The organism is Novosphingobium acidiphilum DSM 19966, from assembly GCF_000429005.1.
GTDB classification, from domain to species: Bacteria; Pseudomonadota; Alphaproteobacteria; order Sphingomonadales; family Sphingomonadaceae; genus Novosphingobium; species Novosphingobium acidiphilum.
The window spans coordinates 22,665-47,769 of sequence record NZ_AUBA01000008.1; the positions used below are offsets into that span (position 1 = coordinate 22,665).

26 protein-coding genes are annotated in these 25,105 nt (G+C 65.4%); 10 read left to right on the top strand and 16 right to left on the bottom strand.

The features are described from left to right. Positions 1-19: 19 nt before the first annotated feature. Complete coding sequence (locus tag G404_RS0108605) at positions 20-1,138, top strand: serine hydrolase domain-containing protein (protein ID WP_028640718.1); 1,119 nt, start codon at positions 20-22, stop codon at positions 1,136-1,138. Here the strand turns inward: G404_RS0108605 and G404_RS0108610 are convergent. From G404_RS0108610 to pdxH, 4 genes are all read right to left on the bottom strand, one after another. After that, on the bottom strand, positions 1,103-2,404 hold the full coding sequence (locus tag G404_RS0108610; protein WP_245584454.1) for an amino acid permease: 1,302 nt from the start codon (positions 2,402-2,404) through the stop codon (positions 1,103-1,105). The genes G404_RS0108605 and G404_RS0108610 overlap by 36 nt on opposite strands. Before the next feature lie 67 nt (positions 2,405-2,471). Continuing rightward, on the bottom strand, positions 2,472-3,266 hold the full coding sequence (locus G404_RS0108615; RefSeq protein WP_028640720.1) for a dimethylarginine dimethylaminohydrolase family protein: 795 nt from the start codon (positions 3,264-3,266) through the stop codon (positions 2,472-2,474). A gap of 33 nt (positions 3,267-3,299) precedes the next feature. After that, positions 3,300-4,271 carry a cation diffusion facilitator family transporter gene (locus G404_RS0108620; RefSeq protein WP_028640721.1) on the bottom strand — a complete coding sequence of 324 codons (972 nt, stop codon included), beginning with the start codon at positions 4,269-4,271 and terminating at the stop codon, positions 3,300-3,302. Positions 4,272-4,280: 9 nt separating this feature from the next. Next, positions 4,281-4,913 (bottom strand): pyridoxamine 5'-phosphate oxidase, encoded by a 633-nt coding sequence (gene pdxH / locus G404_RS0108625; RefSeq protein WP_036520927.1) that lies wholly within the window; start codon positions 4,911-4,913, stop codon positions 4,281-4,283. A gap of 127 nt (positions 4,914-5,040) precedes the next feature. Between pdxH and G404_RS0108630 the strand changes: the two genes are divergently transcribed. The 3 genes from G404_RS0108630 to fabI are packed head-to-tail and all read left to right on the top strand — an operon-like array spanning position 5,041 to position 7,814. Continuing rightward, a complete protein-coding gene (locus G404_RS0108630; protein ID WP_028640723.1) occupies positions 5,041-5,970 on the top strand; it encodes a DnaJ C-terminal domain-containing protein in 930 nt (309 codons plus the stop codon). A gap of 6 nt (positions 5,971-5,976) precedes the next feature. Then, on the top strand, positions 5,977-7,014 hold the full coding sequence (locus G404_RS18590; protein WP_051280419.1) for a YihY/virulence factor BrkB family protein: 1,038 nt from the start codon (positions 5,977-5,979) through the stop codon (positions 7,012-7,014). Then, complete coding sequence (gene fabI / locus G404_RS0108640) at positions 7,011-7,814, top strand: enoyl-ACP reductase FabI (protein ID WP_028640724.1); 804 nt, start codon at positions 7,011-7,013, stop codon at positions 7,812-7,814. Before G404_RS18590 ends, fabI begins: the two co-directional genes overlap by 4 nt. A 1-nt stretch (position 7,815) precedes the next feature. Here the strand turns inward: fabI and G404_RS0108645 are convergent, their stop codons facing one another. The 9 genes from G404_RS0108645 to G404_RS0108685 all read right to left on the bottom strand — a co-directional run bounded on the left by G404_RS0108645 (position 7,816) and on the right by G404_RS0108685 (position 15,222). Continuing rightward, positions 7,816-8,382 (bottom strand): hypothetical protein, encoded by a 567-nt coding sequence (locus G404_RS0108645; RefSeq protein ID WP_245584455.1) that lies wholly within the window; start codon positions 8,380-8,382, stop codon positions 7,816-7,818. A 123-nt stretch (positions 8,383-8,505) separates the two neighbouring features. Further along, the gene (locus G404_RS0108650; RefSeq protein ID WP_028640726.1) at positions 8,506-9,021 is read right to left on the bottom strand and encodes a demethoxyubiquinone hydroxylase family protein; all 516 of its coding nucleotides are present in this window, start codon (positions 9,019-9,021) and stop codon (positions 8,506-8,508) included. 14 nt (positions 9,022-9,035) lie between these two features. After that, the gene (locus tag G404_RS0108655) at positions 9,036-9,515 is read right to left on the bottom strand and encodes a disulfide bond formation protein B (RefSeq protein WP_281170260.1); all 480 of its coding nucleotides are present in this window, start codon (positions 9,513-9,515) and stop codon (positions 9,036-9,038) included. Positions 9,516-9,528: 13 nt separating this feature from the next. Continuing rightward, a complete protein-coding gene (locus tag G404_RS0108660; protein ID WP_036520856.1) occupies positions 9,529-10,860 on the bottom strand; it encodes a S41 family peptidase in 1,332 nt (443 codons plus the stop codon). A gap of 122 nt (positions 10,861-10,982) precedes the next feature. Beyond that, positions 10,983-12,206, bottom strand: coding sequence for a murein hydrolase activator EnvC family protein (locus G404_RS18595; protein WP_245584456.1), 1,224 nt, complete (start codon positions 12,204-12,206; stop codon positions 10,983-10,985). A gap of 5 nt (positions 12,207-12,211) precedes the next feature. Then, positions 12,212-12,649 (bottom strand): 23S rRNA (pseudouridine(1915)-N(3))-methyltransferase RlmH, encoded by a 438-nt coding sequence (locus G404_RS0108670; RefSeq protein WP_028640729.1) that lies wholly within the window; start codon positions 12,647-12,649, stop codon positions 12,212-12,214. A gap of 86 nt (positions 12,650-12,735) precedes the next feature. Further along, on the bottom strand, positions 12,736-13,122 hold the full coding sequence (rsfS, locus tag G404_RS0108675; RefSeq protein WP_028640730.1) for a ribosome silencing factor: 387 nt from the start codon (positions 13,120-13,122) through the stop codon (positions 12,736-12,738). 124 nt (positions 13,123-13,246) lie between these two features. After that, on the bottom strand, positions 13,247-13,969 hold the full coding sequence (locus tag G404_RS18600; protein ID WP_036520858.1) for a nicotinate-nucleotide adenylyltransferase: 723 nt from the start codon (positions 13,967-13,969) through the stop codon (positions 13,247-13,249). After that, positions 13,933-15,222 carry a glutamate-5-semialdehyde dehydrogenase gene (locus G404_RS0108685; protein WP_028640731.1) on the bottom strand — a complete coding sequence of 430 codons (1,290 nt, stop codon included), beginning with the start codon at positions 15,220-15,222 and terminating at the stop codon, positions 13,933-13,935. The genes G404_RS18600 and G404_RS0108685 overlap by 37 nt, the downstream gene beginning before the upstream one ends. A gap of 272 nt (positions 15,223-15,494) precedes the next feature. Here G404_RS0108685 and G404_RS0108690 point away from each other — a divergent pair, with 272 nt between their 5' ends. Continuing rightward, entirely contained in the window at positions 15,495-16,724 is a 1,230-nt protein-coding gene (locus G404_RS0108690; RefSeq protein ID WP_245584457.1) for a peptidoglycan DD-metalloendopeptidase family protein, read from the top strand. Further along, positions 16,717-17,079: a bactofilin family protein gene (locus G404_RS0108695; RefSeq protein ID WP_028640733.1), complete on the top strand. Its 363-nt coding sequence runs from the start codon at positions 16,717-16,719 to the stop codon at positions 17,077-17,079. The genes G404_RS0108690 and G404_RS0108695 overlap by 8 nt, the downstream gene beginning before the upstream one ends. A 129-nt stretch (positions 17,080-17,208) precedes the next feature. On the opposite strand, the gene G404_RS0108700 is transcribed toward G404_RS0108695, so the two are convergent. Together G404_RS0108700 and G404_RS0108710 are read right to left on the bottom strand one after the other, a co-directional pair. Continuing rightward, positions 17,209-17,886, bottom strand: a complete 678-nt coding sequence (locus tag G404_RS0108700; protein WP_211230758.1) for a DUF1013 domain-containing protein — start codon at positions 17,884-17,886, stop codon at positions 17,209-17,211. Positions 17,887-18,029: 143 nt separating this feature from the next. Next, the gene (locus tag G404_RS0108710; RefSeq protein ID WP_036520863.1) at positions 18,030-19,058 is read right to left on the bottom strand and encodes an NAD(P)H-quinone oxidoreductase; all 1,029 of its coding nucleotides are present in this window, start codon (positions 19,056-19,058) and stop codon (positions 18,030-18,032) included. A 93-nt stretch (positions 19,059-19,151) separates the two neighbouring features. Here G404_RS0108710 and G404_RS0108715 point away from each other — a divergent pair, with 93 nt between their 5' ends. The 3 genes from G404_RS0108715 (at position 19,152) to G404_RS0108725 (ending at position 23,110) form a co-directional block, all read left to right on the top strand. Continuing rightward, positions 19,152-19,370: a DUF1192 domain-containing protein gene (locus G404_RS0108715; RefSeq protein ID WP_028640736.1), complete on the top strand. Its 219-nt coding sequence runs from the start codon at positions 19,152-19,154 to the stop codon at positions 19,368-19,370. A gap of 245 nt (positions 19,371-19,615) precedes the next feature. Beyond that, entirely contained in the window at positions 19,616-21,985 is a 2,370-nt protein-coding gene (gene clpA, locus G404_RS0108720) for an ATP-dependent Clp protease ATP-binding subunit ClpA (RefSeq protein WP_028640737.1), read from the top strand. A 120-nt stretch (positions 21,986-22,105) separates the two neighbouring features. Beyond that, a complete protein-coding gene (locus G404_RS0108725) occupies positions 22,106-23,110 on the top strand; it encodes a ligase-associated DNA damage response exonuclease (RefSeq protein ID WP_028640738.1) in 1,005 nt (334 codons plus the stop codon). A gap of 4 nt (positions 23,111-23,114) precedes the next feature. Here G404_RS0108725 and G404_RS0108730 read toward each other — a convergent pair whose 3' ends face one another. Then, complete coding sequence (locus G404_RS0108730; RefSeq protein ID WP_028640739.1) at positions 23,115-23,423, bottom strand: hypothetical protein; 309 nt, start codon at positions 23,421-23,423, stop codon at positions 23,115-23,117. 95 nt (positions 23,424-23,518) lie between these two features. Here G404_RS0108730 and G404_RS0108735 point away from each other — a divergent pair, with 95 nt between their 5' ends. Then, a complete protein-coding gene (locus G404_RS0108735) occupies positions 23,519-25,105 on the top strand; it encodes a cisplatin damage response ATP-dependent DNA ligase (protein WP_028640740.1) in 1,587 nt (528 codons plus the stop codon).

A 25,105-nucleotide genomic window follows, 5' to 3' on the forward strand; every position in this document is an offset into this window, starting at 1 on the left:
TTGTGAAGGATCGGGAACGATGATTCCCAACCGCCGTTTCCTTATCGCCCCCCTTGCGCTCGTGCCAGCGCTGATCGCCTGCCAATCCGCGCCGGTGGCACCACCGCTGGCGCCGCAGGCGCAGGCGGCAGTCGTGGCCGATCCAGGCACGACCTCGCGCGCCGATCTGGCCCGCAGCATCGACGCGCTGTTCACCGCGCCCGAGGCGGGCGAAACGCGCGCCTTGCTGGTGTGGCGCGACGGGCGACCGATCGCCGAACGCTATGGCCCGGGGTATGACCGCAACACCCGTTTCATCAGCTGGTCGATGGCCAAATCGGTAACCGGGGTGCTGATCGGCATGCTGGTGTCCGACGGACGGCTGCGGCTGGATGATTCGGTGCCGATCCCGCTGTGGCAGCGCCCCGGCGATCCCCGCGGCGAGATCACCTTGCGCCAGCTGTTGCAGATGCGATCGGGACTGCACCATGTCGAGGCGGGCGATCCGCCCTATGACTCGGACGAAGTGCGCATGCTGTTCCTTGATGGCCGCGACGATATGGCCCGCTATGCCGAGGCGCAGCCGCTGCAATATGACGCCGGGCGCAAATGGGTCTATTCCACCAACACCAGCGTGATCCTGGCCGACCTGGCCGCACGCGTGCTGGCGCCCGGCGGCAATCCCGAGATGCGGCGGCGCGCCGTGCTCGATTATCTGCACACGCGACTGTTCGATCCGGTCGGCATGCGGTCGGCCACCCCCGAATTCGACGCCGCGGGCACGATGATCGGCGGCAGCGCGATCCACGCCACCGCGCGCGACTGGGCGCTGTTCGGCGAATTCCTGCGCCATCGCGGCGCGGCCGGCGGGGTGCAGCTGGTGCCGCGTCAGTGGATCGATTTCATGACCACGCCCTCCCCGCGTGAGGCGCAGTACGGCGCGCAGATCTGGCTCAATCGCAAGGCGACAGTCGGCGATGCCTCGCTGTTTCCCGGGCGCGGTCCTGCCGACCTGTTCGCCTGCGAAGGGCATCTGGGCCAATATGTGCTGGTATCGCCTTCGCGCAGGCTGGTGGTGGTGCGCCTGGGCATGACGCCCGAGGATCATCTGGACAAAGTGACGTCAAAGCTGGGCGATATCGTCGGGCTGTTCCGCTGATCGGCAGGACCTGACGCGGTCGCGTCGCGACAATCGCATCGAACCGTAGATCGGTGCGCCCGCGGCCAGCAGCACCAGGCCCCAGGCATCTGCGCGCAGGCCCAGCCCCCACACCATCCACGCGACATAGCCCGCCGCCAGCATTGCCGCAGCGGCCAGCACCGGCTCGCCACGGACCAGCTTCAGCGCCGCCAGCGCACTGGCGAAATAGGCCAGCATGCCCGCCGCCAGGCTGATCTCGATCACCGCGGCGAACAGGTTTGCGGTGCTGCCCGAATAATTCAGCAGCATCACGGCACTCAACAGAACCCCCGACACCACATGCGCGCGCGCGGGTGTGCCTTGCGGCGTTTCCCGGCCGAACCACGCCGGGAACACTCCGCCGTGTGCCATTGCCCAGGGCATCTCGCCCTGCAGCAGGGTAAATCCGTTCAACGCGCCCACCGCGCTGATCGCGGCAAACACGGCCATCGCACCGGCCGCAAGTGGCCCAAAACTGCGCCCCAGAAAATCGGCGACCGGCGCCGGCGATTGCGCAAGCACCTGCGATGGCACGAAATAAAGCAGCGTCGCGGCAATCGAAAAATAGACCACCCCGGTAAAGGCCGTGCCCAGCATCGTGGCGCGCGGTACGTTGCGTTCGGGATCGCGCACTTTGTCGGCGGGCACAGTCGCCGCCTCAACCCCCAGAAAACCCCAGAACGTCAGTGCTGCCGCCTGCGCAACCCGTGCGCCGCTCAGTGGAACTGCAACGGGTGGAACCGCCGCCACATGCGCTGCCGGCAACAGATACCACGCACCCAGCAGCATCACCAACGCCAGCGGAACCAGTTTGGCAACCGCGGTGACCACTTGCACATGACCGGCCAGCGCCACGCCGCGCACGTTTACATAAACCAGCGCCCAGACCAGTGCCAAAGCGGCACCCGCCGCCATCGCCGGCTGGCGCAGGAACACCAGGGGGCTGCTCAGCGCGCTGATCGCCGCCACGGCAATCGCGGCATTGCCCGTCCACACCGAAACCCAATAGCTCCAGGCCACGGCAAAGCCGGCCCCGGGACCAAACGCCGCCCCGACATAGGCATAAGGTCCGCCCGCCTTGGGAATTTTTGCGGACAGACTCGCAAACACCCAGGCCAGCGACAATGCGCCCACGATCGTGGCCGCCCACCCGAACAGCGCGTTCAAGCCAAGCGGCGCCAATGTGGCCGGCAGCAGGTAAACGCCCGAACCGATCATGTTGCCCACCACCAGGGCAAGCACCATGCCAAATCCAAGCGCCCGTTTGCCGGTGTTCCCCGATCCAGTCACGCCCCCGCCCATCGATCGGACATCAGATCGCAGGCGTGAACCGCAACGACAGACACGACATGCCCCCATCGATTTTGGCGCATTCGCCGTTGTCGACCGTCACGACATCAAAACCGTGCCCGGACAAGATCTTCGCGGTTTGCGCATAACCCGACGGCATGATCACCACGTCGTTGACGCGGATTGCATTGGCACAGGCATCTTCGCCTTCGGCGGTTTCAATCACCGTGTAATCGGCGAAACAGCCGCTGGCATTCAGGCGCGGCGTGGCCAGAATGGTCCGGTGATCCAGCAACGAACAGTCGGTCTTGAAATGCAACACGCCCGGCGGTGTGATGACCTCGCGCACGCGGTGCCCCCAGGCATTGGCGATACGCGTCAGCTCGGCAATCCCTGCGGCATCGGTACGGGCTGAGCGCCCCACCAGAATTTCCCGCTCGGTGACCAGGATGTCGCCGCCTTCGACAAACCCCGGCCCGGTGATCGTTTCAATCCGGCTGAAGAATTGCGCGAGATGCGGCGCCATCGCGCTTGCCTCACCCAGCCTGGTAACCGCGCCGGGACGCAGCACGATGGCGCCCTGAGGCAGGCACAAGGTGGTGTCTTCGACAAAGCAGCTGTCGGGAAACTGGTCGATGGGGGCCAGTTCGTGGACTGTCACCCCGGCCTTTTGCAGCGCCGCGACATAGTCGCCATGATGGGCGGTTATCCGGTCGAAATCGGGGTTTCCCTGGTCGACCGCACGCAGTCCGTCGCAGATCGTCGATGGAGGCCGGCGCGTGATGGCATGCGTAAACTGGTAGGAATGGTACGGCATCCGCGCCCCTTGCAGAATTGGCCTTGCGATCGTTTAGCCCTTCGGCCGTCCCTGGGCGAGCAGTGCCGGGCTTTCGGCCAACAGGTCGTGCGCCGCCTGCGGATCTTCATCGACCAACCCTTCGGGATCGGGATGGATCAGGATTTCGGTGTCGGGAAATTCGCGCGCCAGCAGGTCCTCGATCTCGTCCATCACATGATGCGCCTCGGTCACGGTCATCGCGCCGTCGACCCACACGTGGAATTGCACGAAATCTCGGTTGCCGCTGGTGCGGGTGCGCAAGTCATGAATGCCCTTGAGCGCGGGGTGGCGCGCCGCCACAGCCAGAAAGCGTTCGCGTTTGTCCAACGGCCATTCGTGATCCATCAACTGCTCGATCGCCGTTTGCGAGGCGCCCCACGCGCCCCACCCCAGCCAACCGGCAATCGCCAGCGCAAACCCGGCATCGGCCCAGCGCAGATGGCCCCAGTGATCAAGCGCCAGCGCCGCGATTACCGCCAGATTGAGCACAAGGTCGGCGCGATAATGGATATGGTCGGTGGCGATTGCCACGCTGCCGGTGCGGCGGATCACGCGGCTTTGATAGGCAACCAGCGCCAGCGTGGCCGCAATCGCCAGCGCCGACACCACGATGCCATCGCCCGGGTCCTGGACCCCGCCCGGCATGAACAGCTGCGTCACCGCGCGAAACGCCAGGCCGATCGCCGACAGCGAGATCAGCACGACCTGGAACATCGCCGCCAGCGCCTCGGCCTTGCCATGGCCAAAGCGGTGGTTGTCATCATCGGGGATCGCCGCGATCCACACCCCCAGCAGCGTGGCCAGGCTGGCGACCAGATCGAGCAGGGTGTCGGCCAGACTGCCCAGCATCGCCAGCGACCCGGTCGACGCCACGGCCCAGCCCTTGAGCGCCAGCAACAGCGTTGCCACCGCGATCGAGGCAAACGCGGCACGGCGATTGAGCATGCCCTTGGCGGGCACGCTGATGGGTGTCGGGGCGGTCATCGCGCCTGTTTACGGGTAGAGCAGGCGGCTGGTCCAGCCTTGATCGCCCCGGCGCACAAATTGACGCCGTTCGTGCAGGCGATATGCGCGGTCCTGCCAGAATTCGATCCGTTCGGGCCGCACGCGATAGCCCGACCAGTGCGCCGGGCGCGGCACGTTGCCATCGGGATACTGCGCACGCAGCGCGGCCACGCGGTCAAGATAGGTCTGCCGGTCATCCAGCGTCTGCGACTGGTCGGATGCGGCCGAACCCAGCCGCGATTCGGGATGGCGGCTGGCAAAATAGGCATCGGCCTCGGCCGCGGTCACTTCGGTGATCGGCCCTTCGATGCGAATCTGGCGATGCAGGCTTTTCCAATGGAACAGCAGCGCGACATGGCCGTTTGCGGCCAGTTCCCCGCCCTTGCGGCTGTGAAAATTGGTGTAGAACACAAATCCGTCCGGCCCGTGTCCCTTCAGCAGCACCATGCGCACCGACGGCAGGCCGTCGGGCGTGGCGGTCGCCAGTGCCATGGCGTTGGGATCGTTGGGCTCGCTGGCGCGCGCATCGGCAAACCATGCTTCGAACAAGCCAAATGGATCGGCATCGGGGATGGCGTGATCGGCAGACGACAGCGTCGTCAAAGGCGGCAATTGCGACATGGCCCAGGCCATAGCCCGAGAATGCGCCCCTGCCCAGCGTACGTTTGGGCGCACGCGCGCAGGACGGGCTGAAATCAGTTGCGCGAAAATCTTGCGCGATGCGGGGTGCGGGCCTAGCTATGAGCCCATGCCAGACCCCTATACCATTCTTGGCGTCGGTCGCAGTGCCAGCGAAAAGGACATCAAGTCCGCCTATCGTCGGCTTGCCAAGGAACTGCACCCCGATCGCAACCAGGACAAACCCAACGCGGCCGAACGGTTTGGCGAAATCACCAGCGCCTATGACCTGCTGTCTGACAAGGACAAGCGCGCCCAATTCGACCGGGGCGAAATCGACGCCGAGGGCAATCCGACGGCTCCGTTCGGTTTTGGTGCGGGTGGCGGCCAGGGCGGGTTTCGCCACGACGGATTCGAAGGGTTTGCCGCACGCCCCGGCGACGGTGCCGGGCCCGATCTGGGCGATCTGTTCGAAGGGCTGTTCGGCGGGCGCGGCGGTGCGGCCGGCGGGCCATTCGGTGCGCGGCGCGGGGCGCCCCCGCGCGGCGGCAATGTCGCCTATCGGCTGGTGGTGCCATTTGTCGATGCGGCGACGCGCGCGGCGCAGCGGATCACGCTCAAAGACGGCAAGACGATCGATCTGAAGCTGCCCGCAGGCGTCGAACAGGGCCAGCAGATGCGCCTTGCCGGCAAGGGCGAACCCGGACCGGGCGGGGCCGGCGATGCCATCGTGACGATCGAGATCGCCGCGCACCCGGTGTTCGAACGCGATGGCGACAACATCCGCATCGATGTGCCGATCACGCTTGATGAAGCGGTGAACGGCGCCAGGATCAAGGTGCCGACAGCCGATGGCGCGGTGATGCTGACGGTTGTGCCGGGCACCACCGGGGGCAAGACCCTGCGCCTGAAAGGCAAAGGTTTTTCGCGCAAGGACGGCGAACGCGGCGACCAGCTGGTCACTTTGCAGGTCGACCTGCCGCCCGACGATGCCGATCTGCGCCGCCGGCTCGAAGGCTGGCACGATACGCGCAATCCGCGCGCCCGCCTGGGCGTCTGATCGGTGATGCCCGGCGATCCAGCGGCCGCCGGGCCCACACTTTCCGAAGCCGAACTGGCCAGCCTGTCGCCCGAGGCGCGGCGCCTGCGCGCGCTGCGCTGGCAGGCGCACCTCGACGATGCCAGAATGCGCCTGCGATCACGGCGGCGCGTGGTGCGGGTGGTGCGCCGGGTATGGGCAGGCGTGTTGAACGACGGCACCATCCATGCCGGCAATTTTGCCTATATGGTGCTGATTTCGCTGTTTCCCTTCTGCATCACTGCAGCGGCGATGTTTTCGCTGGTGGGCGAAGCGGGTGAACGCGGCGCGGCGATTGCCACCGTGCTTGCGGCATTGCCTCCCGATGTCGCCAGCGTGCTGGGCCCGGTTGCGCGCAAGGTGCTGGCGGCGCGCACCGGTTCGTTGTTGTGGATCGGCGGCGCAGTGGGGCTGTGGACCGTGGGCAGCATGATCGAAACCATCCGCGACATGTTGCGCCGGGCCTATGGCACGCCGATTACCCGCGCGTTCTGGTGGCGGCGGCTGGCGTCGACCGGATTGATCATTGCCTCGGTCGTGCTGATCCTGCTGGCGATCACCGCGCAAGTCGCACTGGGCGCGACAGTGGAAACGTTGCTGGCGCTGGCGCCCGACCTGCATGGCTGGATCAATGGGCTGGCGCTGTCGCGGTTTGCCCCGGCGCCCTTGATGTTCGGTGCGTTGTGGGTGCTTTTTTTCAGCCTCAGCCCCGGTGAATATGGCGCGCGGCGCTATCCCAAATGGCCCGGCGCGCTGTTTGTGTCCGCCTGGTGGCAGGGGATTTCGATCATCCTGCCCAAACTGCTGCGCTATCTTTTTACCTACGATCTGACCTATGGCAGCCTGGCCGGGGTGATGATCGCCCTTTTCTTTTTCTGGCTGGTGGGCTTAGGAATGGTGGTGGGTGCCGAACTCAACGCCGCGCTGGCCGAAACGCCGGAAGAGCACGATGTGGTGAGCCTGGCCGACGAACGCACTGCAACGCGTTCGGGTGTGATGACGACAAATGAACACGAGGGCGCATGACCGGACTGATGGTGGGAAAGCGCGGCCTGATCATGGGCCTCGCCAATGACAAATCGCTGGCCTGGGGCATTGCCAAGCGGCTGCACGAGGCTGGCGCCGAACTGGCGTTTTCGTACCAGGGCGAAGCTTTGGAAAAGCGTGTGCGCCCGCTGGCGGCAAGCCTGGACAGCGATTTCCTGATCGAATGCGACGTGGGCGATATGGACGCGCTCGACGCGACCTTTGCCACGCTGGCCGAACGGTGGCCGACGATCGATTTTATCGTCCATGCCATCGGCTATTCGGACAAGACCCAGCTGCGCGGCCGGTATTACGACACCACGCTCGACAATTTTCTGATGACGATGAACATCTCGGCCTACAGCCTGGTCGCGGTGACCAAGCGTGCGATGCCGATGATGGCCGCGGGTGGATCGATCCTGACGCTGACCTATTACGGCGCGGAAAAGGTCGTGCCGCATTACAACGTGATGGGCGTGGCCAAGGCTGCGCTTGAGGCGAGCGTGCGCTATCTGGCCAATGACTGCGGCCCGGCCGGCGTGCGCGTCAACGCGATCTCGGCCGGCCCGATCAAGACGCTGGCGGCCAGCGGCATCGGCGATTTCCGCTATATCCTCAAATGGAACGAGCTGAATTCGCCGTTGCGCCGCAATGTCACGATCGAAGACGTCGGCGGGTCGGGCCTCTATTTCCTGTCGGACCTGTCATCGGGCGTCAGCGGCGAAGTGCACCATGTCGACGCCGGATACCACACCGTCGGCATGAAGCAGGAAGACGCGCCGGATATCGCGCTGGGCTGACCTACTGGTGCCCGGCCGGTTCGGTATCGGCCGGCGGCGTTGCCAGCGAACCCGGCGTGCCCGATTGCGCCGGGGCATCGCCCGCAGTGCGTTCGCGCGCCAGGCGGGCGTCGTATTCCTTTTCCAGCGATTCGACGCGGGCCTGTTCGGCGGCGGCATCGCTGTCGACGGTTTCCAGCCGCTTGGAGCGTTCCGCCTCGATCAGCTTGGCAAAATGCACATCGCTCGATTGCTTGCGTTCGGCGTGGGCGTTGTTGATCAGCCGGGCCAGACAGCCGGTATCGCCCCCTGCGCCCACCGGCGAACACGAATTGGTGCCGAACGCGCCCACCGTTTCATAGGCCTTGACCCGCTCGGTCCAGGCCTGGTTCGACGCCTTGTTGGGATTGTCGCGCAGCGGCTCGGGAATACGGAACCGTTCGCCTTCATCCTTGCGCGCGCAGACCGTGATCTGATCCCCGGTTGACGCGGGGCAGGGATCGTTGCCGAATACGATCAACTGGTTGACCTTGTCGCCCGACTGGCCCTGCGCCAGCGCCGCGTGCGGCACGCCAAGCGCGAAAACCATCGTGGCGACAAGAGGGATCAGGCGCTTCATCTTGGCAAACTCCGGCGGCAGCGACATGCGATTGACCCCCATATAGGCGTCATAACCCCTGAACGGTAGCCGGGTTGCGATCCTTGGCCAGAATCAAATTTTTGCCGACAGCCGGATCGCGGCGCGACAGCCCAGACGGATCGCGTGAAACAGCACCGGATAGGCGGGTGCGCGTTCGGCGCCGGCGGCCAGCGCCGCATCGCGGTGCGCGCGTTCGTCATCGCGAAACTGGCGGATCACCGCGCCCAGCTCGGGGTCGGTATCGCCCAGTTCTTCAAGCTGTTCGGTATAATGGCGGTCGATTTCGGTCTCGATCGCGGCGGTGCAGGCCATCGCCGCCTCGGGACCGATCAGCGCGGTGGCCGCGCCCAGTGCAAAGCCCGCGGCCGACCACACCGGGTGCAACAGCGTGGGGCGTACGCCGCGTTCGACGATCATCGCGTCAAACCGCGCGCGGTGCGCCTCTTCCTGCTGGGCCATGTGCAGGATTTCGGCAGACTGGGGCGCGCGATCGCCCATCACCGCCAGTTGCCCGGCATAGATGCGGGTGGCGCCGAATTCGCCCGCCTGGTCCACCCGGACCATGGCTTCGCGCTGCTGCTTGTTCATGGCGTCAACGTCCTTTACCGACCGCGCCGGACAAGCAGGGCAATGCCCGCCGCCGCCGCCAGCGAACCGATGCAGTTATACCCTGCCATGCTGATGCCGAACAGCGTCCAGGCGGGCACATCGCAGCGAATCACTGGCGCAGCCATGATCGCGGCCAGCGGATCGCCGGTGATCCGCGTGGACGAACACGCGGTCAGCCCCTGCCACCAATGGTATTCCACGCCGGCATGAAACCCGCCGATCAGGCCGCCGGTGGCGATGCCCAGCACCGCCAGCCACACCAGCGCGCGCACTGCGCGCGGGTCGCGCACCGCAAACGCACCCAGCGCCACGACCAGCGCGGCTATATGCGCATAACGCTGCCACCAGCACATGTCGCACGGCGCCAGTCCAAAGCCATATTGCGCCACCAGCGCGGCCGCCATGGCACCCGCAGGCACAATCAGCGCCAGCGCGCGGGCAAGCCTGTGCACCACCGGAGTCTGGCCGAACACCATGGCCGCCCGCTCAGCGCTTGTGCGCGGCCAGCGCCGCAGGGGTGGTGCGCCCGATGGTCTGCAGCGCATACCACAGCTGGAAATCGTCGATGCCCTTGGCCTTCAGCTGTTCGGGGGTCATCTTGAAGCGCGCGTCCTCGGCATTGTCCTTTTCCAGTTCCTTGTCGTCCTTGATCTCGTTGGCAAGATGGTGGCGAAGATCGCTTTCGCGATAGGCGCGCGCCGCACGCTTGCGCGCATCGGGGTCGGAAATCTGCGGCACGGCAATGTCGGGGGTAATCCCGCCTTCCTGCACGGATCGGCCCGATGGGGTGTAATACCGTGCTGTGGTCAGCTTGACCGCGGTGTTTTCATCAAGGTCGAACTTGGTCTGCACGCTGCCCTTGCCAAAGCTGCGCTGGCCCATGATGACGGCACGCCGCTGGTCCTGCAACGCGCCCGCAACGATTTCCGACGCCGACGCCGTTCCTTCGTCGATCAGCACGACGATCGGCAGCCCGCGCGCGATATCGCCGGGGGTGGCGCTGAACACTTCGCTGTCGCGGGCATAGCGCGCGCGTTGCGACACGATCGTACCGTGATCGAGGAACAGGTCGGACAGACCCACGGCTTCGCCCAGCAGGCCGCCCGGATCGCCACGCAGATCGAGGATCAGGCCGCCAGGGTGATCGCCGGTCTGTTTGCGGATCTTCATCCAGGCATCGTTGACTTTGCCGGTGATGTTTTCGCTGAAGCTTGACACCGAAATCACCCCGATGCCGTTCACGACCTTGAAATCGACCGGCTGCAGTTCGATCACCTGGCGCGTGATCGTCACATCGATCGGATCGTCGCGACCCGGGCGATACAGCGTCAGCGTGATCGTGGTGCCCGCAGGACCGCGCATCTGATCGACCGCATCGTCCAGCGTACCGCCAAACAGCAGTTTGCCATTCAGATGGGTGATGAAATCGCCGGGCTTGACCCCGGCCAGCGCCGCGGGGCTGCCCTTGGTCGGGGCGATCACTTTCACCGCGCCGTCTTCCATCTGCACGCTGAGGCCCAGCCCGCCATAGGATCCGTTGATCTGGATCTGCAGATTGGCGTTGTCGCGCACGTCGAGATAGGCACTGTGCGGATCAAGCGAGGCAACCATGCCGTTGATCGCGCCCTTGATCAGCTTGTCGTCATCGACCGGCTCGACATATTGCTCCTTGATCTTGGCATAGACCGCAAAAAGCTTGTTGAACTGGGGTCCGCTGCGCGCATCGACGGCGGCAAGGCCCGCGGTCGCCACCGGGATCAGCGCAATCGCGGTCGCAAGGGCAGAGGCACGCAGGGCAAGTGTCAGGCGGTTCGCCATGGGGAACTTTCGCAAGGGTTTTCGCAAACGCAGCGACAGGCGCGTTGTTTCCTCCATGTAACGCCGCATCTGCGCGAATACCAGACAGGCGTTTGGGCAGCGCGGTTCGGGGCTTGGCCCGGTCAGGGCCGCAGGAATTCCATCGGATTGACTGGCGTCCCGTCCTTGCGCAGTTCGACCATGACGCGCGGATGGCCCGGTTCTGCCACGCCCAGCGGCGCGCCCTGCACCAGCGCCTGCCCCACCCCGACATCGATCCGGCCCAGCCCCGTAACCAGCGAAGACCAGCCGCCATCATGCGCCAGAATGACAATATGGCCATAGCCGCGATAGGGGCCGGCAAACGCCACGCGACCGGCCGCCGGAGCCACCACTTGGGCGCCGCCGGCAGGCGCCAGCACGACGCCGCGTTGCGGCCCGGTCTCGCTCGATTCGCCAAATCCGCCAAGCAGGCGCCCCGCCACCGGCAGAATTCCGGAAAAATGCGCCACAGGCGGGCCGATATCGGGTCGTTTGATCTGCAGCATGTGGCCCGCCGGTGTGCCCAGATCTGCAGGCCGCGGCATGGGCCCCGGCAAAGCCGCCAGCCGGCCCGCCAACCCGTCATCCGCCTCAAGCCGCGTGACCAGTGTGCCCAGATCGCGGGTCTGTTCGGCCAGCGCAAGCACCCGGTCGGATTCGCGACCGGCATTGCCCGTGGCCGCGCGACTGGCAATCCGCTGACGACTTTCGATGGCCACCAGATCCTGCTGGCGCGCGGTCAGGTCGTGCTGGCTTTGGCCAAGGCTGGTGGCCAGCACGCGTGCCTGATCCTGCAACTGCCGCCCACGGGCGATTTCGGCGCGCAAAGCGGCAGTGCGGCGCGACACTTCGGGCAGCATGGTTTCCAGCGTGGCCCGCAGCCATACCGTTTCGCGCACCGAATCCGCGCGCATCATACTGAACGCCAGCGGCCGGCGCGCCATCATCTGCAAGGCGGCAGTCAGGCGCACCAACGGCTGTTCGCGCGCAGCAATGCGCGCGCGCAGATCCTGCCGTTCATGGTCAATTTGCGCGATGCGCACGCGGGCCAGGCCGATTTCGGCCTCGGCCTGCTGAATGCGGGCGGCTGTGGCGACGGCTTCGCGCGCGGTGCGGTCGGCCGCCTGGCTGGCGGCGGCAGCTTCGCGATCAAGCCGTTCGGCGCGTGCACGGGCATCGGCCAGAGCGCGCGTTGCCTCACCCAGCGCGGCGCCTGCTTCGCCGCTGCTGGCATACGGCGCATCCAGCGCCAGCGCCACGCCGGCGGCAAAGCACAGCGCCAGACCCGGCCATATCCACACTTTGTGCCCCAAGGTGGTTCGCACCCGGGTCACCCTTCGCGATGATACGGGTGGCCCGCAGCGATGCTGGTGGCCCGCCACAGCTGTTCGACCAGCATGACCCGCGCCAGCATGTGCGGCCAGGTCATCGCGCCAAAGCCCAGCAACAGGTCTGCCGCATCGCGCAGTCCATCATCGTGGCCATCGGCGGCGCCGATCCAGAACCGCACTTCGCGCACGCCGTCGTCGCGCCAGCGTTCAAGCATACGCGCGTATTCGGCCGAGCTCAGTTGTCGTCCGCGCTCGTCCAGCACGACATGGCGAACCGGACCTGGGGGCAAAGGGGGCGCAACGCCGCCCCGGTCGGGCAATTCGGTGACACGCAATGGCCCCAGCGCACCGGCCGTCATCCGTTTGGCATAGCGCTCGATCAGATCCGCCTCGGGCGAGCGGCCGATCTTGCCACGGGCGATGACATGCAACTGCATCGCCCGGTCCTAGCCGAGTTTGGCCCAATGCGCAAAATCCCTGTCATTCGGACCGCGATGCGCGTGCCCGTCAGGGATGCGTTACATCACGCCGCGCCGTGATCGCCGAATGCCCACATCCGTTCCAGGTTGTAGAACGTGCGCACTTCGGGGCGGAACAGGTGGATCACGATATCCCCTGCGTCGATCAGCACCCAGTCGGCCGCAGGCAACCCTTCGATCCGGCAATGGCCATAGCCGCCATGCTTCACGCGTTCAGCCAGCTTTTGCGCCATCGTCGCCACTTGCCGCGTCGAACGGCCCGATGCGATCACCATGTAATCGGCGATGCTGCTTTTGCCTTCGAGCGGGATCACCACCACGTCCTGCGCCTGGTCATCGTCAAGCGATTGCAGGACCAGATCATGCAGCGATGCCGGGGTGGGCCGGGGGGCGGTGCTGGCATCGGCCAGTACGGGCTGAACAGTGGTCATGTGGGGACGCTGGTCTCCGTGGTTGGTGGCAGTCATGAAACGCAATATCCGGATAAACAGGCGCAAGGGCTTGCGCGAAACGCCGCCCGCCGCACTGGCGATTGGCAACAAAGATACGGTCCGATCAGGATCGGCCCTTTCGCCGCAGCGAACGGGCCGTGCCGGATCGCACCGGTCGAAACGTCAACATGTCGCGAGCGGGAAAAGCGGGAACGCGACGATGCCAGTCCGGGTCGGCGGCGCGCAACGCCGATGCCGACATGGGGTCTGGATCGAATCGCAGCTGATACAGCGCCGGGGTATCCCGCCTTGCGCCCAATCGGCCGATTCCCGGCCTGTCCTGCCCGAGCCGCCGGCGCCAGCGGCGCAGCCAGGCCATGGCGGGGCTCGCCACGGCATGCGCATCATAGCCCGGACGCGCGATAACCGCAATCGGCATCATCCGCGCGATCGCGCGCCAGTCGCGCCAACGATGAAACTGTGCCAGATTGTCGGCCCCCATCAGCCAGACAAAACGGTATCGGGGATAACGCCGCTGCAACCGGGCCAGCGTGTCGACCGTGTAGCGCGTGCCCAGTTCCGCCTCTATCGCGCTGACCCTGATCGGCGCAGTCCGCGCCATCGCCTGCGCGCTGGCAACGCGTGCGGCCAGCGGGGCCATGCCGTCTACCGGTTTCAGCACGTTGCCGGGCGAAACCAGCCACCACACCTCGTCCAGCCCGAGTGCCCCAAGCGCGTGCAGGCTGATCCGGCGATGCGCGCGATGCGCCGGATTGAAACTGCCGCCCAGCAGCCCGATCAGGCGCCGGGTCAGGGCCGGATCTGGCCGGTGCCGCGCACCAGCCACTTGTATGTGGTCAACCCTTCGACCGCGACCGGCCCGCGCGCGTGCAACCGCCCGGTGGCGATGCCGATTTCCGCGCCCAGCCCGAATTCACCACCGTCGGCAAACTGGCTTGAGGCGTTGTGCATGACAATCGCGCTGTCGACTTCGGCCAGAAATCGTTCCGCCGCCACAGGATCGCTGGCCACGATGGCATCGGTATGGCCCGATCCGTGCGCGGCTATATGCGCCAGAGCCTGGTCCAGCCCGTCGACCACTTTGACCGCCAGGATCGCATCAAGATATTCGGTATCCCAGTCGGCCTCGGATGCGGGCAGGATACCCGGATCGATCGCCTGCGCCCGCGCATCGCCGCGCAATTCGCATTGCGCATCAAGCAACGGCGTAACCAGCCCGTGCGGATCGGGATAACAGGCATCGATCAGCAGCGTTTCCATCGCGCCACAAATTCCGGTGCGGCGCAATTTGGCGTTGCGCACAATCGCACTGGCCATCGCCGGATCGGCCGACCGGTCGACAAAGGTGTGGTTGTTGCCGTCGAGATGCGCCAGCACCGGCACCCGTGCATCGGCCTGCACCCGCGCCACGAGGCTTTTGCCGCCGCGCGGCACGATCATGTCGATCAGTCCGGCTGCACCCAGCAACGCGCCGACCGCCGCGCGATCCTGCGTGGGCACGAACTGCACCGCCGCGGCCGGAACCCCGCCCGCCACCAGCCCTTCGACCAGTGCGGCATGGATGGCGCGGTTCGAATGCACCGCCTCGGTCCCGCCGCGCAACAGCACCGCGTTGCCCGCACGCACGCACAGCGCTGCGGCATCGGCGGTCACATTCGGGCGGCTTTCATAGACGATCGCAATCACGCCGATCGGCACCCGCACGCGTTCCAGCACCATGCCGTTGGGCCGGCTGTTGCGATCGAGCACCAGGCCGGTGGGATCGGGCAGCACCGCGACATCGTCGATCGCATCGGCGATCGTGTTAAGCCGTTGGGAATCAAGCCGCAGGCGATCGAGCATCGCGCCCGACAGGCCGTTGGCCTGCCCGGCTGAAACATCCCGCACATTGGCGGCCAGCACATCGGGCGCGGCACGGCGCAAAGACTGCGCCGCAAGCTTCAGCGCGTGTTCCTTGTCCGCAGCGCTCATCCGCGCAAGCCGGCCTTGCGCCGCGCGCGCGTCACGCGCCAGCCGGTGCACCAGGTCGGTCACGCTTTCGCTGCCGGTTTCGGGCCGTTGATCAAGGGATGTTGCCATGGCTGCGCGGCGTACCATAACCGCGCCACAGTGTCAGCCCCCGCGCCCGGCCTCGAGTCGCAGCGGAATCGCCCGGCACCGCTTCGGCCGGTTTGCACGATTCCAACCCGATTGGTTCGCTTGGCCGTTCGCCCGGCACGATTCAACGATTCCGGAGCGGCTTGCTAGTGCCCGCACCGCACAGGCGGCCTAAGCGGCGCGCGGTGGGGTCGAAACCTGAATGCGGGGGCGCAAGCGGGATCGGCATACAAAAAAGACAGAAGGTCGTCCGATTGCCTGAGCGTCATCACCTGATCAAGCCAAGCGCTGCATCCGTGCGGCCGCATGGTCTTGGCCGGCGGATACAGGCTCGCGCGGCCGAGCTGGTGGTGCGGATCGAAGCCCGGCTCGTCCGCTGGTTCCCGCAACGCGAATTCTTCATGCGCAGCGAAGGCCATGTGCGATTCTTGCGCATTTCCACGCGTTTGCAGGCAGGTGTTGCGGCAGGCCTGGGCGCTGCCGTGCTGGTGTGGGTTGGCGTGCTGGGCTGGGCGCTGATCGGACAGCTTTCGGCCGGATCGAACGCGCGTTCGCTGCTGACGCGCGAAGCCGCGGTGGCGAGCGCCGAAACCCGCGTGACACGGTACCGCGCCAATCTTGACGCGGTGGCGGGCGATCTGAAGCGGCGGCAGGATTTCCTTGAAAAAGCGGTGCAGGGCGTGATCGGCCCGATCCCGGACACGCTGCCCAAAGGCACGGTCAGCGACAGTTCGGGCGAAACCGCCAGAACCGTGCACAAGATTTCGCAAGCCATGCCCGAAGCCGTGCCCCTGGCCCGGATCGAGGCGCGGCAAATCGCCTTTGCCGAACGTCTGACCCGGTTTGCCGATGATCGCGCCCGCGCGGCCAGCGGGGCAATCCGCAAGGTCGGACTTAACCCCGCAACCGTGATCGCCGACGATGCCCGCGCGCAAGGCGGCCCGCTGATCCGGCTGGGCGTCGGGATCGATCCGCGGTTCCTGCGCATGGCCGCCAGCCTGGGCCAGATGAGCGCGATGAACGCGGGGCTTGCACATATTCCCAACACCATGCCCGCCAGTTTCCAGTATATCTCGTCGGGTTTTGGCGTGCGCACCGATCCGATCGAGGGCGGCGCGGCGTTCCACCCCGGGCTGGACTTCAAAGGGCCCAAGGGTGCGCCGATCTATGCCGCGGCCGCCGGAACGGTCAGTTTTACCGGGCAACGGTCGGGCTATGGCAATTGCGTGGAGATCAGCCACGGCCATGGGCTGATCACCCGTTATGCCCATATGTCGCGCATCACCGCGCACCCGGGCCAGCCGGTCACACCCGGCACACCGATCGGCCTGATCGGCAGCACGGGACGATCGACCGGACCGCATCTGCATTTCGAAGTTCGTCTCAACGACCGACCGGTCAACCCGCGCCCGTTTCTGGAGGCCCCGTTACCGCATGTTTTCCCGGAAAAATCCCGCACCGGAAAGGGCCCCGACCATGGCTAGCCGCAACACCGACGCCAGCTTTTCGGTCCTGGGCGCAGACCTGCTGCTGCGCGGATCGCTCCACGCAGAGGCCGATCTGCATATCGACGGCATGATCGAGGGCGATGTCGTGTGCAAATCGCTGGTCCAGGGCGAATCGAGCACCATCAAAGGCTCGATCAGCGCAGGCACCGTGCGCCTGTCAGGCACCGTCGAAGGCCCGATCGAGGCCGCGCAAGTGGTCATCCTGCGCACCGCCACGGTGCGTGGCGATGTGCGCTATGACGCATTGACCATCGAACAGGGCGCCCATGTCGAAGGCCACTTTGCGCGTCGCGACGGCGTGGCCAGCCCGGGGCTGGCGCTGCTCGGTTAACGCGATACGCCACGCGACGGTCGGCCGGGTCCTGACCCGGCCTGAACACGCGAGATCGGCGCACGCAAAAAAGGGGGGCGATCCGGCCAGCGGATCGCCCCCCTTTTTTGGTGTCGTAAGCGCTCAGGCTCAGCTGTCGGAGCGGCCCTCGGCGCGGCGCTGCGCCAGCCACGCGGCGGCTTCGGCCTCCTGTGCGGCCTCGGCGGCGACGCGGCCCTGGGCCTGGCGTTCGGCGCGCAGTTCCTCGATCAGCGCGTCACGATCCGAACCGAGCCGGTTGTCGTTGGCGTCATCGATTTCCACGCCCGACTTCTTCGCGGCCTTGGCCACCAGTCCGTCGAGTTCGCGCTGCGAACACAGGCCCAGAGTTACCGGATCCTTGGGGTTGATATTGCCGATGTTCCAATGGCTGCGATCGCGGATCGCGGCAATGGTGTTGCGCGTGGTGCCGATCAGCTTGCCCACTTGCGCATCGGAAATTTCCGGGTGGTGGCGCAAGATCCAGGCGATGCCGTCGGGCTTGTCCTGCCGCTTTGACACCGGGGTGTAGCGCGGGCCCTTGGTCCGGCTGATCGACAACGGCGCGCGCTGCATCTTCAGACGGTACTCGGCATTGGCCTGGCCACGTTCGATTTCGGCCTGGGTCAGTTCGCCCGAATGCACCGGATCGCGCCCGGTGTACTTCGCACCGGCCAGATCGTCGGCCATCGCCTGCACTTCAAGAATGTGCAGACCACAGAATTCCGCAATCTGTTCGAAAGTCAGCGCGGTGCTGTCGACCAGCCATGACGCGGTGGCGTGTGGCATCAACGGATACGTGGGCTGCTGGCTCACGAGAACCTCTTTTGAAAAGGGCGCATCAAAAGCGCGAAAACAATAAGGGCCGCCCCATACAGGACGGCCTCGAGACTGCCGATGTAGGCCAGGACCACACAAACGGCAAGGTGAAATCAGCCAAAAACGTCCAGCACAATCTTGCCGACATGTTCGCCCGATTCCATCCGCGTATGGGCCGCGGCGGCATCGGTCAGCGCAAAGCTGGTGTCCATGACCGGCCGCAACAACCCCTCGCCCACCATCGGCCAGGCGTGTTCGGCGATTTCGGCGGCGAGCGCGGCCTTGAACGCGTTGCTGCGCGCCCGCAGCGTCGATCCGGTCAGCACCAGCCGCCGCATCATGACTTCGGCCATGTTGATTTCCGCGCGGGCACCGCCCTGCACGGCAATCGTCACATGGCGACCGTCATCGACCAGGCATTTGAGATTGCGCGACACATAGCTGCCGGCCACCATATCGAGCACGATATCCACCCCGCGGCCTTCGGTGATCGCGGCAACTTCGGCGACGAAATCGCATGCTTTGTAATCGATCGCGTGATCGGCGCCCAGATCCAGCGCACGGGCGCATTTTTCGGCGCTGCCGCACGTGACGATGGTGGTGATCGCAAACAGCCGCGCCAGCGTGATCGCCAGGGTGCCGATCCCGCTGGTGCCGCCATGGATCAGGATTGTTTCGCCATCGCGCGCATAGGCCCGTTCAAACACATTGTGCCACACCGTGAACAGCGTTTCGGGCAAGGCCGCCGCCTGCGCCAGCGGCACACCATCGGGCACGGGCAGGCAATGATCGGCCTGCGCCAGGCAAAACTGGGCATAGCCGCCGCCATTGACCAGCGCCGCCACCGCCATCCCCTTGGCGGGAAAGGCCACCCCTTCGCCCAGAGCGACGACATGCCCTGCCACTTCCAATCCCGGAATGGGCGAAGCGCCCGGTGGCGGCGGATAGAATCCCTGCCGTTGCACGACATCGGGCCGATTGACCCCCGCATGCGCCACGCGGATCAGCACCTGCCCCGGTCCCGGCACGGGCAACGGCACCGTTTGCGCGCACAAGACTTCGGGCCCGCCGGGGGTGGCGATGCCGATGGCAACCATCGTCGGCGGAAGTACGCCGGGCAAGTGATCCGAACTGTCTGGCATGTGCGGGTTTCCCCCCCAATTGGGAATCCTTTGTCACCCCTACCCACACGCCCTGTTGACAGCAAGAACGAACGCGCCACATTGTCGTCCGAAATGGATATCGACGATCGCCCGCGCCCAAAAGGGGATCTGGCCAGCCAGCTGGCAGGCGAATCGCTCGACCATCTGTCGGTCAACGATCTTGGCGAACGCATTCGCCTGCTCGAGGCGGAGATTGCCCGCATCATTGCCCATCGCGATCGCGCGCAGGCGCATCGCGCCGCTGCCGACGCGCTGTTTGGCAAACCGCCCCCCGCAGCGTCGGCATCATGATCGGCGCCGCCCTTTGCAAGACAGGGCGGCGTTCCCATATCGTGTGTTGCAAGGTCGGCAATCGACCTGGAACACCCCCCACCGCCGCGCCACGCCATGGCCCGGCCCTGCACTATCGCGCAGATCGTGGTTTAGCGCTGGTTAATCCCCAGAGCGTAGATCATGATGTGCATTCATCCCCTCGCGGGATTCCACCCGGCATACGGCCCTTTGCGGCCCGACTGCCTGTTTGAAGAGCGCGCCCCATGCCCAGTTTTGCCCAAAGCCTTGAAAAGACGCTTCACGCCGCGCTCGCCAATGCTTCGGAGCGCAGCCACGAATACGCCACGCTGGAACATCTGCTGCTGGCGCTGATCGACGATACCGATGCGGCGCAGGTGATGCAGGCCTGCGGCGTGGATCTTGGCGATCTTGGCGATGTCGTGCGCCAGTATCTCGATCAGGAATACCAGTCGCTCAAAACCCAGGAAAAGGCCGATCCGCAGCCCACCGCCGGGTTCCAGCGGGTGATCCAGCGCGCCATCCTGCACGTGCAATCGTCGGGCAAGGACACCGTAACCGGCGCCAATGTGCTGGTTGCCCTGTTTTCGGAACGCGACTCCTATGCCGTCTATTTCCTGCAACAACAGGATATGAGCCGCCTCGATGCGGTCAGCTATATCAGCCATGGCATCGGCAAGGGCGGCCGCGCGGTCGACAGCCGCACCCCCAAGGGCGCCGAGGAAGAGGCCCCCAAGCCCGAGGAAAAACAGGAAGCCAAGGGCAACAAGAAGGATTCCGCGCTCGATCAGTTCTGCGTCAATCTGAATGAAAAGGCGCTGTCGGGCAAAGTCGATCCGCTGATCGGTCGCGGGCCCGAGGTCGACCGCACGATCCAGATCCTGTGCCGCCGGTCGAAGAACAATCCGCTCTATGTCGGCGACCCCGGCGTTGGCAAAACCGCCATTGCCGAAGGCCTGGCGCGCAAGATTGTCGAAGGCGACGTGCCCGAAGTGCTGGCACCGGCGGTGATCTATTCGCTCGATATGGGCAGCCTGCTGGCCGGCACGCGCTATCGCGGCGATTTCGAGGAACGCCTGAAGCAAGTGGTGAACGAGCTGGAAAAGATGCCGCACGCCATCCTGTTCATCGATGAAATCCACACGGTGATCGGTGCCGGCGCCACCAGCGGCGGCGCCATGGATGCATCGAACCTGCTGAAACCGGCGCTGTCGGGGGGCACCATCCGTTGCATCGGGTCGACCACCTACAAGGAATTTCGCAATCATTTCGAAAAGGACCGCGCGCTGTTGCGCCGGTTCCAGAAGATCGACGTCAACGAACCCAGTGTCGAGGACACGATCAAGATCCTGCGCGGGCTGCGCACCGCGTTTGAAGAACATCACAAGGTCAAATATACCCCCGATGCGATCAAGAGCGCGGTCGAGCTGTCGGCGCGGTACATCAACGACCGCAAATTGCCCGACAAGGCGATCGATGTGATCGACGAAGTGGGCGCGATGCAGATGCTGGTGCCACCGTCAAAGCGCAAGAAAACCATCACCGCGCGCGAGATCGAACAGGTCATCGCCACAATGGCGCGCATCCCGCCCAAATCGGTCAGCAGCGACGACAAGAAAGTGCTCGAACATCTCGATCGCGATCTGAAGCGGCTGGTGTTTGGGCAGGACAAGGCCATCGAAGTGCTGGCCAGCGCCATGAAGCTGAGCCGGGCGGGCCTGCGCGATCCCGACAAACCGATCGGGTCGTTCCTGTTTTCGGGCCCCACCGGCGTCGGCAAGACCGAAGTCGCGCGCAGCCTGGCCCAGATCATGGGCATTCCGCTGCAACGCTTCGACATGTCGGAATATATGGAACGCCATTCGATCAGCCGGCTGATCGGGGCGCCCCCGGGCTATGTCGGGTTTGACCAGGGCGGGCTGTTGACCGATGCCATCGATCAGCAACCGCATTGCGTGTTGTTGCTCGATGAAATCGAAAAGGCGCATCCCGATCTGTTCAACATCCTGTTGCAGGTGATGGACAACGGCCGCCTGACCGACCACCACGGCAAGACGGTTGATTTCCGCAATGTCGTGTTGATCATGACGACCAACGCCGGCGCGTCCGACATGGCGCGCCAGGGCATCGGTTTTGGCGACGTGTCCAAGGCCGACGCGGGCGACGAAGCGGTGAAGCGGATGTTCACGCCCGAATTCCGCAACCGTCTCGACGCCATTGTCCCGTTCGGATACCTGCCGCCCGAAGTGGTCAGCCGCGTGGTCGACAAGTTCATCCTGCAACTCGAACTGCAATTGGCCGATCAGAACGTGCACATCCAGTTCGACAGCGATGCCCGCGCATGGCTGGCCAAGCAGGGCTATGACAAGATGTACGGCGCGCGCCCGATGGCCCGCGTGATCCAGGAAAAGGTCAAAAAACCGCTGGCCGAAGAACTGCTGTTCGGCAAACTGGCCAATGGCGGCGAAGTCCATGTCAGCCTGAAGGAAGACGCCCAAAAGGATGTTGCCCTGTCATTCGAACTGACGCCGGCCGCGCCGAAAGTGGTGAAGAAAAAGGCCCGCAAGGGCAAAGCCGACGGCGCAGCAACCGCGCCCAACACCGACGAGGCATAAGCTGCCTTCTGAAAAGGCGCCCTCTCCACCCGGAGAGGGCGCCTTTTTGTATCCGGGCCGGGCGTGTTGGGCGCCAACAGGCAATGGCCCCTGCCCGCCGGAAGACCTAGGCCACACGCAATGATCGCCGATTTCGCCTGGATCCGCCCCGAACCGGGGGGCCTGTATATCCGCCCTGCCGATGTGTGGATTGATCCCGCGCGCGCGGTGCCGCGGGCATTGATCACGCATGGCCATGCCGATCATGCGCGCAGCGGGCATGGGGTGACCATGGCGACGGGCCCGACCATTGCGATCATGCGCGAACGGTATGGCAATATCGGTGAAGCGCAGGGGTTTGCCTATGGCGAGCGTGTGCCGCTGGGTGGCGGGGTTCACGCCACCTTTGTGCCGGCGGGGCACGTGCTGGGCTCGGCGCAGATCCTGCTGGAACATGCCGGCGAACGCGTGGTGGTGACAGGCGATTACAAGCGCGCGGCGGACCCGACCTGTGCACCGTTTGTCGTCACATCATGCGATGTGCTGATAACCGAAGCCACGTTCGGATTGCCGGTGTTTCGCCATCCGCCGATTGCCGACGAAATCGCCAAACTGCTCGCCGCGCGCCGGGCCGAGCCGGCGCGGGCAATGCTGGTCGGGGCGTATGCCCTGGGCAAGGCGCAGCGGGTGATTGCCGAATTGCGCGCAGCGGGCTTTACCGATCCGATCTGGCTGCATGGCGCGATGGAACGGATGTGCCGGCTGTATGAGGACCATGGCGTGCCGCTGGGGCCTTTGCGCAGCGTGGCAGGCGTGCCAAAGGCAACCTTGGAGGGGGCGATCGTGATCTGTCCGCCCGCGGCGCTGGCCGATCGCTGGTCGCGCCGTCTGCCCGATCCGGTGACGGCCATGGCCAGCGGATGGATGCGCGTTCGCCAACGCGTGCGCCAGCGCGGGGTCGATCTGCCGCTGGTGATTTCCGACCATGCCGACTGGGATGAACTGACCGCCACGATCGGCGAAATTGCACCGCGTGAAACATGGATCACGCACGGGCGCGAAGAGGCGCTGCTGCGCTGGTGCGAACTGCACCAGCGCAAGGCCCGCGCACTGGCCCTTGTCGGTTACGAGGACGAAGGCGAGTGAGTTTTCAGTTCAGCTTTGCAAGGTCGTCCTTGACCTTGCCCAGCACCGCAGGCGTCAGCTTGTCGGGCGCAAAACTGGCCAGTGTGGTCAGGCTCATGGTCTTGAACTGTTCGTATTGCGGATGCTTGGTCAGATCGGGCAGGTCGGTGTCGATCACTGCACGCGCGCGGGTGTCGGCAACCAGCGTTTCGATCGGGGTGTCGAGCGTGAATTTGGCCGCAGGCGCGGTGGCCGGGGCCGGATCGGCCAGGGCAGGCGTTGCGACAGACAGCGTCAAGGCAGCAAGCGCAACAAGTGCGGAGATCGGTTTCATGGGTCGCGGGTTCCTGTGCAAGGATCGGTTGCAGCAAGAAACTAGCATGACTGTGCGGGCCCGTGGAACGCCTTTGCGGGCCGTGGGGCGCTGAATTGGAACGCTTCGCCGCCTTGCTCGACACGTTGCTGCTGACCCGGTCGCGCAATGCCAAGCTGGCTGCGATCGTGCGCCACCTGCGCGAGGTGCCCGATCCCGATCGCGGCTGGGCCTTGGCGGCGCTGACCGGCGCGGTCGATTTTCCGGCGATCAAGGCCGGCGTGGTGCGCACCTTGATGGCGCAACGCGTCGATCCGGTGCTGTGGACACTGTCGCGCGATTATGTCGGCGATACCGCAGAAACCGCCAGCCTGTTGTGGCCCGAGCCCGTCGATCCCGCTGCGCCGCCGCCGGAATTGCGCGAAGTGGTGGCACAATTGACGTCTGCCACGCGGGGCACGGCGGGGCCGATCATGGCCGGGCTGCTTGATCGGCTCGACAGCGACGGACGCTATGCGCTGATCAAATTTGCCACCGGCGCCTTGCGCATCGGGGTGTCGGCGCGGCTGGCCAAACTGGCGTTTGCCGAATGCTTTGGTGTGTCGGTCGATCTGGTCGAGGAATACTGGCACGGGCAGGCCCCGCCCTATGCCGACCTGTTTGCCTGGGCCGCCGATGGCGGACCCGCGCCATCATCAGAACGGGTGCCGCTGTTTCGTCCGTTCATGCTGGCGCATCCGCTCGAGGTCGCAAGCCTGGACCTGGCCGACTATGCCGCCGAATGGAAATGGGATGGCATCCGTGTCCAGCTGGTGCATGTGGCGGGGCACACGCGGATCTATTCGCGCGGGGGCGATGATATTTCAGCCGCCTTTCCCGAAATGGCGGCAGCCCTGACCTGTCCGGCGGTGATCGACGGCGAACTGCTGGTGCGCGGCGATGCCCAGGGGGGCAGCGCTGCAAGCTTCAACGCGTTGCAACAGCGCTTGGGGCGCAAAGCCGTCAGTGCAAGGATGATGGCGCAATCGCCCGCCTTTGTCCGCGCCTATGACCTGTTGTTCGACGATGGCGAGGATCTACGCCCCCTGCCCTGGCATGCGCGGCGCGCCCGGCTCGAGGCGTTGATGCCCCGGCTCGATCCGGCGCGGTTCGACCTGTCGGAATTGATCGTGGCCGACAGCTGGGGCGCATTGGCGCAGCTGCGCGACGGCGCGCGCGATGCCGCGATCGAAGGAATCATGCTGAAGCAGCGCGATGCCGCTTATGTCGCCGGCCGCCGCGCAGGGCTGTGGTACAAATGGAAACGAGAGGCGCAGCGCGTCGATTGCGTGCTGATGTATGCGCAGCGCGGGTCGGGCAAGCGATGGAGTTTCTATTCCGATTTCACCTTTGGCTGCTGGACCGGCGATCCCGATGCCGGCGGCGAACTGGTGCCGGTGGGCAAGGCCTATTTCGGGTTTACCGATGACGAGCTCAAAATGCTCGACCGCCATGTGCGGCAACACACCGTGGCCAAGTTCGGCCCGGTGCGCGAAACCGACAAATCGCTGGTGTTCGAGGTGGCGTTCGATTCGGTGCACACCAGCAACCGGCACAAATCGGGTGTGGCCATGCGGTTCCCGCGCATCGCGCGCATTCGCACCGACAAACCCGCGCACGAGGCCGACCGGATCGATACGCTCAAAGCGATGATTGTCGATTGA